Raw genomic sequence first — 15,710 nt, 5'->3', positions numbered from 1 at the left:
AAGGGCGGAATTAACACATTTTTTAGAAGAAGAACCTTCTTTTTATTTTCCTGCTGGAGCTGCAGCAGGCGACTCCGAGGCGAGATAGGACGAGCAGAAGATCCATTTCTTCCGAACAGTGGGAGGAAGAAATTAGCTGAAGCCGGCCCGCCCGGAAAGCGTCCTGAGGAGGCGAAAGCAGGAAATTGCATAGGCATGTATAAAAAACACTTTATAAACAGCATGAAAACGTGCTGCAAAGAGCAGCACGTTTCGAGGAGGGGGTAATAATAGTTTAAATACACAAAGAATGACCTCCTGCTTCGGAGAACGCTTAATGGAGGAAACTTCTTCATTTCTGCTTGTAATACTCCATGGTTTTTTCCAATCCTTCAGTGAGTGATACTTTAGGGATCCAGCCCGTCTCTTTATGAAGCCGCTTATACGAAAGAGAACTGTGGCGTATATCCCCTGGACGAGGAGCACCGTATCCCGGTGAAAACTCCCTTCCAGCTGCACGGCTGAGCTCCAGCAGCAGATCGTTAATACTCGTCTCTGTGTCGGAGCTGACATTGTAAATGCCCTGGGCAGATTCATTATCAAGCGATTCAAGAACGGCCTCTGCCACGTCTTTTACATACACAAAATCGCGTGTCTGTTCCCCGTCTCCCTGAATAGATGGCTGCTTTCCTGAAAGAAGGGTTTCACAAAAAATCGTAATAACGCCTGCTTCTGTTTCAATTGTCTGCCGAGGTCCATAAACGTTGGCAAAGCGGAGTCCCGCGGTACGGATTGGATAAAGACGTGCATATGATTGAATGTACTGCTCTGCAGCAAGCTTGGACGTGCCATATGGGGAAAGCGGTTCTGTATCTGTGGATTCTGTGATCGGAAGAATTTTCGCGTGCCCATAAACAGCCGCAGAAGAAGCGGAAATAAAACGTCTGATACCATTCTTCCTGGCTGCTTCAAGCAGGTGCACAGTACCTAGAATATTCACTGCCAGATCCTCTTCAGGCCTTTCGAGAGAAGGTCCGACTTTACTTTGAGCTGCCAGATGAATAATTCCGTCCGGCTGGTGGCGCATAACGGCATTTTCTGTTCTTTCCTTATCGCGGATATCTCCTTCAACAACAACGGTATCTTCCGGAACATTACCGTATGATCCGGTCGTGAAGTTATCATAGACGACAACTTTGTCCCCACGTGCGAGCAGCCGCTCAACAACATGGGAACCGATAAATCCGGCTCCACCTGTTACGAAAATAGTCTGCATATGAAAAGCCCTTTCTCCAAACCGAATCTAAAAATTCAGCGATGAGTTTTTCCTGCCTGAAGTATCTTCCTTCTTTTTTTCTTCCGGACGTTCTGTCGACTCCTCTTGATTTTCCTCCGCGCCTTCTGATTTTGTTTTATCAAAAATAACGAGGCACGTTTTCAGAATAATAATAATATCAAGCCAGAGACTGTAGTTGCGGATATAGTAAAGATCAAAGCGGAGCTTATCCTCTGCATCCGTCGTATATTTTCCCATGACCTGGGCGTAACCGGTAATACCCGGCTTCACACGGTTGCGGTAACCGTAATGAAAGTATCTTTCCGTAAGTTCCCGAATGAAAAACTCACGCTCCGGCCGCGGTCCTACGAGCGACATGTCCCCTTTTAATACGTTAAACAACTGCGGCAGTTCATCAAGGCGTGTCGCCCGGATAAGCCGGCCGACTTTCGTAATCCGCTTGTCGTCGGAAGCCGCAAGAACCGGTCCGGTCGTTTTTTCTGCCCCCTGGATCATGGAGCGGAATTTATAAATTGTAAATGGACGGTTATTTTTTCCGAGCCGCTCCTGTGAATAAATAATATCCGCCTTCGGGTCTTCCAGCTTAACCATCAAGGCTGTAATAAGAAGTGCAGGAGACGCAGTGATGAGGAGTACAACTGCCGACAGTATGTCAAACACACGCTTGACGAATACTTTGTCCCACGTAAGCAGGAACGGACGCACACCCATTACGAGCGTATCTTCCATCGGCGAAGTTGTTGACTTCTGCAGAAGCAGTTCGTACAGCTCCGGAATGACATAGACAACTATATTTTGTTCCATCGCGTAGTAGATAATCTGTGATTTTTTTTCCTTGGAAATATTCGGTGCCAGCACGACAAAGTCCACTTCGCACAAAGAATAGTTAAGCTCTTCTATTGGAATATGCTCCGATACATGGCGTACCGCCGTCCCTTTCAGCATTGGATGCCGGATTTTGCGCAGCAGTTTGGAGGTGTTTTCCCCGTCACCAACGAGAAGCACCTTACCGATTTTATTTCCTCTCGTTACTTTCAGATATAGAACTTTAAAAGCTACCATGAGAAAGACCGTAAAAACACTTGCGATTAAAACAACCGAACGAGGCATCGCAAACTCGCGGAACAAGTAGGAAGCAGCCATCGTCAGGAAGGTCATAAGAGCCGTGGCCACAAGAATTTTACGGACGATGTCGCTGAACGTGTGCTTCCGGTCCAGGCTGTAAAGCTCATAGACCGAAATGAAAAACAGCCCGATCAGCAGAATCCATGGAAGCAGTGAAATAAACGCCTCCCAGTTTCTGTCCGGAAAATCAAGATACCGGATATAAAACGCGCTGATATACGCAATTAATATACAAAGTAAGTCCCCCAAGATGAGCAGAAATTTATGATTTCTTGTATCATCCATACTATACATGTCAAAACCTCTTTCTTTCCTTCGTCACAATTATCAATGCAACGCTTTTCATACCATTGTCCATTATAATCTTTTTAGTGGTCCTATGCTATCCTTTGCAGCAAATTGGTTCATTAAAGTAATAGACGAAATTAAAGGAAAAATGTTACAGAAGGGAATAGAGATATACTTACAAAAAAAACAAATAAATTTGAGTATTGTTAGTTCCATGATCTGCCGACCTGCAAGATCTATTTACATGAAAAACTTTCATTAGTAGATTAATTGTTTTTTGTGAATTCCAAAAATAATAATTCTGAAAGAGCTTCTGCTCTCTGTGAATTTTATGGTAATTATGTAAACCCGTTATCCTATATTTAAATAATTACAAATATCAGTGATGTAATCTTTCCTCTTTATGTAAATGTAATAACTTCATAAGGAATGAAGAAATGGAATAGATTGATGAAGAAACATTGGGATAAGTAAACAACGAGTACGTGCAAATAGTTACACCCTGGATTCATCATAAAGACGGACTTATTATTCACCAGTCTTAATACTGGATTCGACAACAGTGCTAAGGGACAACAGAAGAGATAGTGAAAATCATGGACTTTTCTACATACCATTAAGAATCTTTTTTCAAGCACCACGGGTAGGATTCAGAAAACAAGTAAATCTAATTCTGTCTCACTTATTTAGAACTCATATAAAGCAAAGCAGCCATGATTTCTAATGATAACCACTGCAAATATATCGTTGCCCCGTCGGCTTAGTAGCGGGATCTGTAGAATTTAACAGAACTCAAAATCGAAGTATTCCTTAAGATATTAGAGACAGTAAAGCATTCAATTAAAGTCTGTACACCAGATAGTCGATTTCTTGAAAATCGTGTATGATAAAGTAAAGTCAAATCAATGAAGGAGAGAATTATGAATTACGAAAAAAATGTTTTAGCTTCGCATAAAAATTATAAAATTACTTACCATAAAAATGTCGAAACAAGAAGTAAGAAATGCATTATCACATTTGGGGAGATTGATTCTAACCTGGAGGAAACCGGGTTCGGAGACAATTTAATATGTAGTCAAGGATATGATTATATTTATGTGGCTCAAAAGAAGACTACCCAATACCAATTTCTTTCAGCAGCTAAATTTGCAAGTATCGTAGAGCAAACTATTGCCGGAAAAGAGGTATATACATATGGTTCCAGTTTGGGAGGTTATTGTGCACTTTATTACGGAGGAGAGGTAAATGCCAATATACTTGCTATGAGTCCTAGAATTCCTGCGCATCCAGTTATCAATAAATTAATGGATTCTCGCTTTAATAATAAAGGTTTTAAACATAAAGAACTTCATAAATCATCTCTAACAGAAAATCGTGTATGTATTTTCTTTGACCAAGAAAATTATATTGATCGTTATTATATCGATTTTATCGTAAGAACTGCTTATCCAAAGGCTGAATATCATACATTAACAAACGCAGGGCACTATACTGCCAGGGCACTTTTAGAATCTGGAGAGCTGAAAAAAGTCGCATTAGATTTTTTCAGCAATAACAAAATCACCTATGTGCTCGATAATGAAAAGGTACTGAACTGGCACATGGAAAAAGCTTCTACAAGGCTCAAGCGTGGAAAGCTTGCTCATGCGATTGAAAATATAGAAGTGCTGTTAACTTCAGAAAGAGCTTCAGAAGAACCAGTTCGCAAACTCGCCAATTCCTATCAACAAAAAGTTACAAAAAAAATTAAAAATAAAAACCCTCGTAAAAAAGATGCCCCTAAAATGCATCCAATAATTCAAGAAAATGAAAAGAAGCGTTTGGCAAAAGGAGTTTGTCTTTCTTTTGTAGGGGATTTAATTTTATTAAGAGATCAAGTACTGAACGCGTATAATCCTGATTTAAAATCTTATGAATTTGATCCTATGTTTACTTATGTGAAAAAGTATCTGGAAGAATCAGATTTTGCGATAGGGGTATTCGAAGGTCCCACCGCTGGTGAAAAGTATGAATACAGTACAAGTTGCTATGGGGATGGACTGCCACTTGCTCTCAATTTTCCAGATAGCTTTGCCCGGTCGGTAAAAAATGCGGGTTTTGATTTTGTCACTACAGCACAAAACCACTTATTAGATTGTGGAGTAGAAGGTGCAATGAGGACATTGGATATACTGGACGAAGTGGGGCTGAAGCATAAGGGAGGATATCGTAACCAAAAAGAAAAGGATCAACTGCCAATCTATGACATAAAAGGATTAAAGGTTGCTATTCTTACTTATACTCGTAAAAGCAATGGTTACGACAATGACTACTTTTTAAAAAAGGAAAATAAACACCTTACATCTCTTTTAGTTTCTCCTGAAGATAAAAATTTCGAGCAAGTAAAAGATGATGTAAAAAAAGATTTTGAAATAATTAAGAAAGAAAATCCAGATTGTATTGTCGTTCTCCCACACATGGGGCAACAATTCAGACATTCGCCAGATAGCATGCAGACTGCCTGGTGTGACATCTTTGTAGAGCAGGGGGCTGACCTTATTCTCAGCGATCACCCTCACGCAGTGCAGCCTTATGAATGGCGCAAAAATCTTCAACATAATTCAAATGTACTTATTATTCATTGTCCTGGAAATTTCGTAAATTCTTATACTGCGAAAGATGGCGATGCTTCTGCTTTGAGTCATTTATATTTAGACCCTAACACTGGAAAGCCATTTGCAGTAGCTTGTGTACCTTTATTCGCTCATTCTTATTTAGACGAAAATTATAAGTCTCTTCCCCTATTTGATATTGTGCATAATCCTGAGATAAGAAATACACTTTCTACACTCGAGTTTGACAGGGTGAAAGAAGTACATGAACTTGTTACAGGGACAATGCTGGGGGAAACCCTGCCCATAGATCATGTACAGGAAAAATACTATCTTTTTGTGGATAGAGCTGATGGGAGATCAAAAGGATATGTGCGTAACCCAGTAATATCTTTAGAAATAAAAGAGTCATGGAAGCGTAAATCTTTTTATAACCTACTTGCTAAATCGAAAAAAGTTTGCTTTATAGGAGATTCAATTACTGAAGGCACAAGAAATGGAGGCTACGGCTGGTATGAACCTATTACGACTGACATGCAGGATTTGGAAGTCCTTCGCTTCTCAAAAGGAGGAGCAACTACTCATTATTTAAGCAAATATGAAACAGAGATTGCAGCCAGCAATTGTGATTTATATGTGATAGCACTTGGTACTAACGATGTTCGTTACCGGGATCCTGTACAATGTGCTGTAACAACCGAAGAATATATTATAAACATCGAGCAGTTTGTCTCTAGTATTCGCTCGGTTAATAAATCAGCGAACTTTGTGTTCATTGCTCCTTGGACCACAGATAATTATGATCCTGTTTCTAAACTCAACAAGACGGAGAGATTTGCAATGCTACAGGAATATAGCCAGGCTTTAGAAGCTTACTGTAATTCCAAAGAGATTATATATATCGATCCAAATAGGATAATATATGAAAAGTACCAGACTCGTAATCCGAGAAAATGGCTTGTAGATCATATTCATCCTAACGCTTTAGATGGGATTAACTTGTTCAGTTCGGCTGTACTTGAAGCTTCTCCTGAAAAGCTTCCTTTCAAGAAAAACCCAATTTCAAAAGTACTAAAAAAAGTATTACCTTAATTAATAAACTAGAGATGAGCCTGCGGCTCATCTCTAGTTTATAAGTAGTGTATCTAAAATGTATGACAGCTAGTGTTGAAAGTTCTCTAGAAACTTGACAGCAAAAAATATTTGCATCAGGTAAGTAGTTCCATAGGTAGATTCAAAAAGTCGATTCTGCATGTATTATTATTCCTTTTTATAAAAATGTTCAGGCACACGATCACGGCTTCCTTTTCTTACTCTTCTTTCCTTCATAACGAAAGAAATAACTTCCTCAGTCAAATCTCCAAATACACTTCGTTGAGAGGCTAATTGATAGAGCCAAGTTGCTCCACTAAAGTTTGCTTCCATTAGAATTGGTTTCTCGTCTTCGCCTACTACGATATCCCAAGAAATGTAATCTTGATGCAGAACTTGTTCATGGAGTTCTTTTGCGAACTTTATATATTCTTCAAAATTTGGAATTTTAACTTGATTTTTAAATGAATATCCGGAGGTTGGGTGAGTTTCATGTTTACGTGCATGTTCGTCTACTGCAAAATTCATAAACTCTCCCTCGTCCGTTATACCTAGACAGACTCCTCCAGTCCCCGCATTATCATTCACACTATTATTCGCTCCAAATCTAGCAAATGTTAGGAGATATTCAATCTTGCCTTTCCAACGCAAAGTTACCATTCTAAGCGAGTTTACTGAACTTGGGTGAGGTTCAGCCATAATAGGATGCTGTTTAAGAACATCTTGGATTACAAAATTAGGACCAAACCGTTCTTCTAACGTTTCCAATGATATTTCTTCATCTTTGATATAAGCTCTGTTGTTGTCGAAATGAATTTTATTTATTCCAACTCCATTATTTGTGACGGTAGGCTTTATTATTACTGCTTCTTTTTGAGATAATAAATGATCCCAAGCCTCTTTCTTGTTTAAATGTTTGTTATCCCCGGTGAAATAATTCTCTCTTACTCTTTTCAATACTGCTTTAACTAAACGATCCGTTTGGAAAAACATATCATATAAATTTTTATCGGCATACATATTAAGTTTCCCAAGAATGTTGAAATAAGGTATAACTTCAAATTTCATTACTTCGCGAGGCATCACTCTAACTTCTTTTTTACCTGTCAGGTTCTGAAAAGCTATGTGAAGTGCAGGGTCTACTTGCTTCCCTGAAAGATTGTTCCAATAGTCAGTTACTTCTTGAGCAAACTTTTCATCTACTGGAGATAACAACTCTGCCAATTCATATTTTTTATACATATTCCCAGTTATATTACTTCCATACTTAGCTAAAAGTTTATCTGAATACTCGGTAACAAAATATTGTCCCTTTTGATTTTTTTTCCTTTTGATGCGATAAGAACTTTTCAATTCAGAAGTTTTTTCTAAAATATCTGATTGAATATCTTTAAATTCGGTTCTTCTCACTTTTCTCGTTTTATATTTGGTAGATTTGTTGTTGGTTACAATCGGATAAATTAAAGGCTCTACACTCCATTCATCCTCTGTTTCTTTGACTTCTAAATTTACTATATAACCGTATGGAGGTGCTGCCTCACTTTCAAATCGACCTGCAGAGTTAAATATATAGTTGCCCAAGGAGTAGATAATAATGCCGTCTTCATTTCTTTCGATTGGAGAGATCGTATGAGTCCCATGCCCTAATACAAGGTCAGCACCAGCTTTTAAAAAATTTTGACATAGATCTCTATATTTCTCTATAAGGCTGAATGTTTGATAATCATTTTTTATCCAATGAGGACTTACAACAATAATACTATTCAAATCTTTTTCTTTAATTTTTTTAATTTGCTTAACTATTTTGTTGGTTTGCAAAGCATTCCATCCTGGTTTAGTTTCTTCTGCGAAATAAGGGTTTTGCTCTTTAAATTGTTTAGAGGTTCTCATTCCACTTAAAATATATAGGTTTCTACTAGAATTATCTCCTTCAAGTGTTCGAATGATAGGTTTCTCCGCTTCACTTTGATTATTTCCAGCACCCACCGTTTCGATCCCTTGTTTTTCAAGGGATTGTTTCATGAATTGCGCCTTTTCCAAACCAAAATTCATTGTATGATCGTTCGCAATATTTACACCTTTAACTCCTAATTCTTTCAAAAGAGATATACTTCTTTGCAGCTCATCCCAATTTTTTCTATTATTTTCATTTAACTCTTCCTTAGGGTTTGTTAATAACGTCGTCTCTAAATTCAAGAAGAAATAATCACTTTCTGATGTGATAGGTATCACTTTTTCAAAGAAAGATAACGGGTGCTCTTGTAATCTTTTTTTTAGTACTTTTTCCCCCTTTTTATCGAAGTAATAATCTCCAATACTCATGTCTCCAGCAAAAGATAATGTGAATTTTTTCAAAAAATCCTCCCCTATTAATAATATAATTTGATATAAAGATTCGATATTTCATACTCCCGAGTGTACTATCAAAGGCCTCTAGAGAACAACAACACGTGGGTTTCGCACTACTAAAAAAATAATTTGGGAAAGCCATGAGTGAGGCGTATGGTCATAAATTCGAGTGTTCACAAAAGAAAGAACTAAGCTGGAGCATTTACCTCAACTACAAAAAGGTTGTATTTGTATTGCTGTCTATAAAAAAGCAGATATTTCGAGGTCAGTACTTGGCTACTCTTCAAAAAAACAATGATTAATAACTATATAGAAGGCATAACTTGTTGAAATCTCTACAATTACCCCCCCCCCCCGACCGATGTCGGTGTTTTTTCCATATTCGACCGGACTCTTGAATTGACCATCCAGTATATAGAAAATGAATAGTGGACTCGTGCTAATTTGTGGGGTGTCACTTTTTTAAAATACCTTGAACTCAGAAGTACTCTTTGACCTCCGGACTAAAAAACACCCTCAAAGAAGTAACTGAAGCTTAAAGAGAAATCAGCACTATTTTATTTGAAAATAAATTGATGGTTCAATATTACTAAGTGATCCAGCGAACGTAGTTTTAGAAATGAAAGCACCGAAGTGCTCCTACATATTCCCAGCCTTAAAGTATCAACCTCATCGGTGCTTTAAACTATGAAATCGGATCAAATATATGTTCGAGAAATCAAATGTAAGATTCAACCATTTTTCTTAAGTTCCTCAAAAAAGTATTTCATCATTATCAGCCTGGAAAAATCTTAATGACCTTAGATAACATATGGATTTTTTGGCTTTTTCTGAAAGAGAATCACCGCAGAACAAAACTCGTATTCTTGTCGCCTTGTAATTACTTTTAAATCTAATATGTGGATAGAAGAAGTTGCTATTAGAATTATATATTAACAATAGCTTTTTTGAGCATACAAAAGATTGCAAAAATCCCCAAGTTCCCGCACTTCTTCGTTTTTTCCAGGAGATCGTTAAACAGTATTTCTCCAGCATACTTCAATTACATCACTTCTTCCCTTTACGGATAATTTTCTTTATGATGTCAAGCGTCATACGGACAGGCTTTGTCATTTTCCACGTAGTACTGTGGACAAGCTGGTCATACTTTCTCGCTACTTTTTTGTATTCCGATTTAGAGAGCCCGCGGTAATTACCCTTATTGTATTTCTTTTTTGCCTGTTTCGTCGCAAAGCCCATTCGGACCGGCTTCGTCCATTCTTCTTCGAGAATTTCTTCCACTACAGCTTTTTCCGGTCCTTCTATAACAACTTTTTTAAAAGTCTCTACCTTCTTTTTGTCGGGATGACAAACTACGACAGAAACGGATCCGTCTGCTTCATTTCTCGCATATCCGTGCAGCTCACGTTTCAACGCTTCACGTTTGATCCACGCGCGGTAGCCGACACCCTGAACATTTCCCCTTACAGTATACAGCTTTCCGTAAAGTTCCCCTTCCGGAGGTTTCGGCACTTCCACCATTGTGGCGGACCGGCTTTTAATCGGGGCGATGACATTATCGAAATCGAAGTACAGATTGGATCTCGGATAATCGGCCGTTTCGGGAAAATAGTAGTCGATAAACGCCTTCGCAAAGTCGCGTGGTGTCCCGAGCATCGGGAAAAGATGTCCGCCAAGACCGGGACGGGAGTTGACTTCGATGACCGATCCGGCCCCTGTTTCGTCGTCCACGATAATATCCACACCGCTCTGGGCAAGTCCCGGTATCGCCTTCGTTGCCTCGATCGCAATACGTTCGAGTTCCGGAGACAGCTCTTCCGTTACATCCACAGAATCCCCGCCGTTCGATAAGTTACTCTGCACGCGCAGGTAAATCCGCTTACCGTCTTCCAGTACAGAATCCAGTTCGTACCCCGCCTGATCAATCATATAAAGTACTTCTTTATCGATACGGATCATCCGGCTCGTTAAATGAGGATTCAGCTGGCGGAACTTGTTTTTATCCTGAATCAGCTTACGGATCGTCCGCTGGCCGTCCCCGACAACATTTGCCGGAATACGGTGCATGGCACCGAGTACGATTTCTCCGAGTACAATCACCCGGAATTCCTTCTCCCCGGGAATGTGCGTTTCAATAATTACTTCTTTGTAGCCGAGTTCATCCCGGACATATTCAATCGCTTCTTTCAGTACCTGTTCTTCCCGGACGTTTGCAAAAACGCCTTTCCCTCCGTTTGCACTTACCGGCTTCAGAACGAGTGGGTAGCCGAGCTCATTACCGTAGGCCAGAATTTCTTCATTGGAACTGTCCTCGGGAAACTTTCTTCCGAGCGGTGTCGGTACGCCTGCTTCTGCCAAATATTTTTTTGTCAAATCTTTATCATCACATATGTCGAAAGCTTCATCTGTTACAAGATCTCCTTTAGACAAGGCAAAATGATGTTCTTTATCATTATGCTTCAATGAGTAACGGACTTTCAGCTTCATTTCTTCATCAAATTCCCGGTAGAAGCGGAGGCGGATTCCCCGTCTCCATCCTTCGAGTGCGACAGTGTACGTGCTGATACGTTTTCCCTGGCCTGCTTTAGGTACGGCCCCTTCAAGATGAGAGAGCCATTGATAAGTCGTTTCCTGTATCACGCTTGTTTTCCTCCTGTACGCGCAGATTTATTCTCTGCCGAATCGTTTCTTTAATCTGCTGCGGAAGCCGGACGCTTCTCTCGCTGTCCGGGCGGCAGCTTTTTCTTCTGTCTTCCACTCTTCCACGAGCCGGCGTCTTTCCACATAGGTTTCCACATAGGACGGATTTGTATCATCCTTCCATGTTAATTCGTTGGCCGTCGGTCCATCAGCTGCCGATAAAGTGAGGTTTTCCGGGAACAGCTCTTTCAGAAAAGAAGCCGCCCGTTCCAGATCGCCCGGTTTTCCGGCGAGCTTTGCACTGATGGATTTATTTTTTATAATATGAACTGTGCCGATAAGCGGCAGCTCCTTGATAAACCGCTCCAGCCGGTGTTTTTTCTGTTTCAGATCAGGGACGGTCCCTTCTGTCAGTCTTACTTCCGGCTTTTCATCCGGTGCAGGGGCCACCGTGATTTCCGAGGCTCCAGCTGCTTTCACCGCCGCTTCAATCGTGCGGAGATCAAAAAATACGTCGTCAGCGCGCGGCGTTTTTTTTGTTTCAGGAAAATAAAAGTCGATCAGTGCCCGGGGAACATCACGGCTTCTTCCGGTAATCGGAAACAGGTGTGAGCCAAGTCCGGGCTTCGTATTTACTTCGATCACGACTGCTTCCTTCCAGTCCGGGTCCACCATTAAGTCTACACCACAATGGGGCAGTCCGGGAACCGCTTCTGCCGCTCGCACTGCTGTTTTTTTTATCCCTTCGGAAAGAAGATCGGTCACATCCACCGGATCCCCCCCTGCGGAAATATTGCTCACGCGTTTTACAACGATTGTTTCTCCTGCTTTCGGCACCGTGCGGAGCGTCCAGTTGGATGCGTGCATCGTATTGTAAAACTGCCGGTCAAGCTTGATCGGCCGGTGAAACAGGTGGGGTACCTGCCGTCTGTCTTCATTTTTCTGTTCAATTAACCGTGCGACCGTTTTTTTTCCGTCGCCTGTAACACTTGCCGGGCGCCTCTGCACCGCTCCAAGCACTTTGCCGTCGAGTACCATGACACGGCACTCTTCCCCTTCGACAAATTGTTCTACGATCACATGCTTTAAGTTCAGCTCCTGCCGGACGTATGCAACAGCCCGCCGGAAAGTTTCTTCATCACGGATGTTGACGATGACTCCTTTTCCGCCGGAGGCATTAGTCGGCTTTAGTACGAGCGGAAATCCTTTTTCCAGAGCATAAGCCGTAATTTCTTCATCACCGGCCGCTTCGGAAAAAGTTTTTCCATGAGGTACAGGAACACCGTGCTTTTTAAGCGCTTCGTTAGTAAGGGATTTATCGTCACAGACAGCGTCCGCCTCGTCGGTAATTTTATCTCCTCTGGATCCTTGAAACTGATGGGTTGTGCGGCCGTCCGACAGCTGAAAGCGGAGCTGAAACTCCCCGTCGTCTCCACGGATGGACCAGAATGTCAGTTCCAGACCTCTGCGCCATCCTTCCAGAGCGATGGTGTAGAGGCTGATTTTTTTATCTTTTGCGGAGAGCGGTACCGCCCCCTCCAGATGAGGGAGCCAGACCGGTTTTGTCTGTTCCATCCGCTACGACCTCCTTTTCATAAGCTGCAGCGGAAGCCTCCCGGGAAGTCCGGCACTGCTCTTAAGCGCTGTAAGTACTTTTTCAGTACGCCGGCGCTTTTTCGCTGTTTTCTCTATCAGTGTCCGAAGCTCTCTGCTGTCACGCCTGATTTCTTCCCGGCTTTCAAAGACGGTGAACGACGGTGTCACAAATGCCGGCCCGGTGCTGAGCTGTGCTCCTGATCCTGCTGCTTTTAAAGCCATTCCGCCCAGTTCGCCGGCTTTTTCCCCGGCGGCGTAGAGATGCCACCCGGGCGCTTTTTGTTTCAGCCATCCCATAAGATGAAGTTCCATCGCTTTCGTACGTATGTCCTCACGCTCTGTTACCGTAAGATCGCCTTCCAGTATCCAGTGGATGCCGTGCGGCGTTTCAGCTGGACAGTCCGGTACTCTGGAGCGCATTGCAGCTCCTGTTTCCAGTGCCATAAGGCTGCCTGCGAGCGAAAAATAGGCGTGGGAAGCCCGCTTCTTTCCTATTGTTTCCGGAAAATAATAATCAATAATCGCTTTTGGAATATCCCTTCCGGTTCCGCTCATCGGGAACACCATGAGGGCAATCTGGGCAGTCGGGTTTACTTCAAGCACGACAGGTCCCCGGTCCGGCGAATGAATAATGTCCACTCCACCGTGCGGAAAATCCGGGAAAGCTTTTAACGTGCGGACGGCCGTCGCTTTCATTTGTTCAGGTATATCGTCCAGCACGTCCACCGGATCGCCGCCGAGGGAAACGTTGCTCTGCTTTCGGAGCGGAACAAGTTTGCCTTCCGGAGGAGAGCTGTCGAGCGTCAGTCCCTGGTGCTGAAGTTCGGTTTCCAGCGCACGATCAACTGTAATAAGAGCAGTTGCCAGCCGTGGATTCTTTTTCCGCTGACGGTTTTTCTGCTCTATAAGTGCCCGCACCGTGCTTTTTCCATCCCCGGTTACGGAAGCCGGATCCCGCCGTACCGCTCCTACTGTGTTTTTCCCTACCACGTACAGCCGGTACTCCGGCCCCTCCACGTGTTCCTCCAGCAGAATTTCCTCGCCGGGGTGCTCCTGCTTTAATTCTTCAAATGCTTTCCACAGGTCAGGAGTCGTTTGAAGGTTTGTTATTACCCCTTTTCCGAAGCTTCCTTTACTGACCTTGAGTACGAACGGTCCGGAAAGGCGGGCGGCTTCTTTCTCCAGCTCCTCTTTCCCATGGATAAGAGCACCCCGCGGTACCGGCACTCCTGCTTCATCAAGGAAAGTTTTCGATACAGCTTTATCAGCACCGGATTTCACCGTTTCCGGTGCTGTGCCTTCCCCCCGAGAACGAAAAAAGCGGACGGAATGATCCCCGTCGGAAAGTGTGAACAGCCGGCCCGGCCGGTGTGTGTACCAGACAGGTATATCTTCAAAAAGACTGCTTTTATTTGAATGGAAGTGAAGATCGAGTCCTCGGCGCCAGCCTTCAAGCGCAATTAAGTAACCGCAGAGAAGCGGGCCTTCTGCCTGCCGGACGATATCTTCGGGCAGATGAGGGGGCCATGATCGATTCATAACAAATTCCTCCAGTGTGGGTAGGTCGCTCCGTTCAGGAGATCCTGAAACAGCCGCTCTTCCGCGTCAAGAAACGCTTCACCGAGTGCTGTATCAATTTTTTCATTAAACTGGTCGTAGTTTCCCGGTTTCGGGGTGCATTCCCCGAAAACGAGACCTTCTGTCGTCCGGAGAAAATCAAAGCGGCAGAAAGGGGCCGGGAGGGCTCCGCCTAAACGGCCGGCTGCCTCCAGCTCCTCCTCCCTGATCCCGCTTCCCTGCATAAGGCTCTCACTGTATTTACCAGTATTCACCGATTCTCCTTCCGGCGTCCACCAGCAGTAGCCGATTTCCGGACTGCGGGTAATCTCCAGAATGAGTACTGTTTTCCCGTAAAACGTGTAGCACTTAATATCCCGTGCAGGCCCGTACGATTCGTCGTCATAATACAGTTTTTCCACAGTCCAGCTGTCTTCTGCCACACGGCCTTTGTTTAGATCTTCGTGCATAAGTTCTTTCAGTTCAGACGTTGAAGTCAGGAGACCGGACGTTTTAACATTCAATATATCCGCTTCGGAGCGGATAATATACACGCCCCGTCCTCCGGCACCGGAAGACGGCTTAACAACCGTGCCTTTCTGCAGCGGCAGCTCTTTCAGCGGCGTCTTTTCTTTCAGCACTTCCGGTACACGGAGCCCGAGGTCTGAAGCAAACCGGGTGGCCTTCTGCTTATCGTCCACCACCCATTCCGGCAGCTGATGTCCCTTCTGCCTGCGCCTCACGCGGGAAGTCAGCTGACCGCGGAAGGAAGCGATTGGTTCCAGTGACGGTACGTCCCGGGACTCAATGCCACGGACAAACCGCTCGGGAAGCTCCGATGCCGTAAACGAAGGCAGCAGCAGATGACGCATCCGGTCCTCTGCTGCTTCTCCTTCTCCGGAGGCCTGTTTGAGTGCTTCCAGCATTGCTTCCCGGAAATAATCACCCGCCCCCTGCCTGCTTAAAGCAATATCAGCAGCCAGCTCAAACAGCGTCCCTTCCCGCCGGGCGGCACGGACGGTTTCTCTCACACGCTCCAGCTCTACCGGCTGCTTTTCCGGGAGCGGGGGCGGGGAGGTTACTTCCTGTTCATAAATCCGGCGGCGGAGCTTTTGATTTTCCTTCTCCAGCCTCGTTATTTTACTGCCGAGCAACCGCGCCCGCAGTCGGGAAATCGGAGATGGCTGCATGCAATT

General features: G+C 43.4%; 8 protein-coding genes. 1 reads left to right on the top strand and 7 read right to left on the bottom strand.

Annotation, left to right across the window (positions count from 1 at the left end; genetic code table 11):
• Positions 1-331: 331 nt before the first annotated feature.
• Together C6Y45_RS06175 and C6Y45_RS06170 are read right to left on the bottom strand one after the other, a co-directional pair.
• A complete protein-coding gene (locus tag C6Y45_RS06175; RefSeq protein WP_107584327.1) occupies positions 332-1,255 on the bottom strand; it encodes an SDR family NAD(P)-dependent oxidoreductase in 924 nt (307 codons plus the stop codon).
• Between the two features lie 27 nt (positions 1,256-1,282).
• Entirely contained in the window at positions 1,283-2,695 is a 1,413-nt protein-coding gene (locus tag C6Y45_RS06170) for a sugar transferase (protein ID WP_107584325.1), read from the bottom strand.
• Positions 2,696-3,609: 914 nt separating this feature from the next.
• On the opposite strand from C6Y45_RS06170, the gene C6Y45_RS06165 reads away from it, so the two are divergent.
• The gene (locus C6Y45_RS06165) at positions 3,610-6,372 is read left to right on the top strand and encodes a CapA family protein (RefSeq protein WP_160058167.1); all 2,763 of its coding nucleotides are present in this window, start codon (positions 3,610-3,612) and stop codon (positions 6,370-6,372) included.
• Between the two features lie 168 nt (positions 6,373-6,540).
• Here the strand turns inward: C6Y45_RS06165 and C6Y45_RS06160 are convergent, their stop codons facing one another.
• From C6Y45_RS06160 to C6Y45_RS06140, 5 genes are all read right to left on the bottom strand, one after another.
• Positions 6,541-8,727 carry a CapA family protein gene (locus C6Y45_RS06160; protein ID WP_107584321.1) on the bottom strand — a complete coding sequence of 729 codons (2,187 nt, stop codon included), beginning with the start codon at positions 8,725-8,727 and terminating at the stop codon, positions 6,541-6,543.
• A 1,041-nt stretch (positions 8,728-9,768) separates the two neighbouring features.
• Positions 9,769-11,361, bottom strand: a complete 1,593-nt coding sequence (locus C6Y45_RS06155) for an acylphosphatase (protein ID WP_107584319.1) — start codon at positions 11,359-11,361, stop codon at positions 9,769-9,771.
• Positions 11,362-11,388: 27 nt separating this feature from the next.
• Entirely contained in the window at positions 11,389-12,936 is a 1,548-nt protein-coding gene (locus C6Y45_RS06150; RefSeq protein ID WP_107584317.1) for an ATP-grasp domain-containing protein, read from the bottom strand.
• A gap of 3 nt (positions 12,937-12,939) precedes the next feature.
• A complete protein-coding gene (locus C6Y45_RS06145; protein WP_107584315.1) occupies positions 12,940-14,496 on the bottom strand; it encodes a hypothetical protein in 1,557 nt (518 codons plus the stop codon).
• Complete coding sequence (locus C6Y45_RS06140; protein WP_107584313.1) at positions 14,493-15,704, bottom strand: ATP-grasp fold amidoligase family protein; 1,212 nt, start codon at positions 15,702-15,704, stop codon at positions 14,493-14,495. Before C6Y45_RS06140 ends, C6Y45_RS06145 begins: the two co-directional genes overlap by 4 nt.
• Between the last annotated feature and the right edge of the window lie 6 nt (positions 15,705-15,710).

The sequence above is a fragment of the Alkalicoccus saliphilus genome (genome assembly GCF_003044065.1).
GTDB classification, from domain to species: domain Bacteria; phylum Bacillota; class Bacilli; order Bacillales; family Salisediminibacteriaceae; genus Alkalicoccus; species Alkalicoccus saliphilus.
The sequence above is the reverse complement of the archived record's forward strand: the minus strand, read 5'-3'. Positions and strand labels throughout refer to the sequence as shown.

Bases quoted from the DNA above. Each gene is read 5' to 3' on its own strand.
- C6Y45_RS06165 (WP_160058167.1), top strand. From the start codon at position 3,610: ATGAATTACGAAAAAAATGTTTTAGCTTCGCATAAAAATTATAAAATT.
- C6Y45_RS06140 (WP_107584313.1), bottom strand. From the start codon at position 15,704: ATGCAGCCATCTCCGATTTCCCGACTGCGGGCGCGGTTGCTCGGCAGT.
- C6Y45_RS06150 (WP_107584317.1), bottom strand. From the start codon at position 12,936: ATGGAACAGACAAAACCGGTCTGGCTCCCTCATCTGGAGGGGGCGGTA.
- C6Y45_RS06175 (WP_107584327.1), bottom strand. From the start codon at position 1,255: ATGCAGACTATTTTCGTAACAGGTGGAGCCGGATTTATCGGTTCCCAT.
- C6Y45_RS06145 (WP_107584315.1), bottom strand. From the start codon at position 14,496: ATGAATCGATCATGGCCCCCTCATCTGCCCGAAGATATCGTCCGGCAG.
- C6Y45_RS06170 (WP_107584325.1), bottom strand. From the start codon at position 2,695: ATGTATAGTATGGATGATACAAGAAATCATAAATTTCTGCTCATCTTG.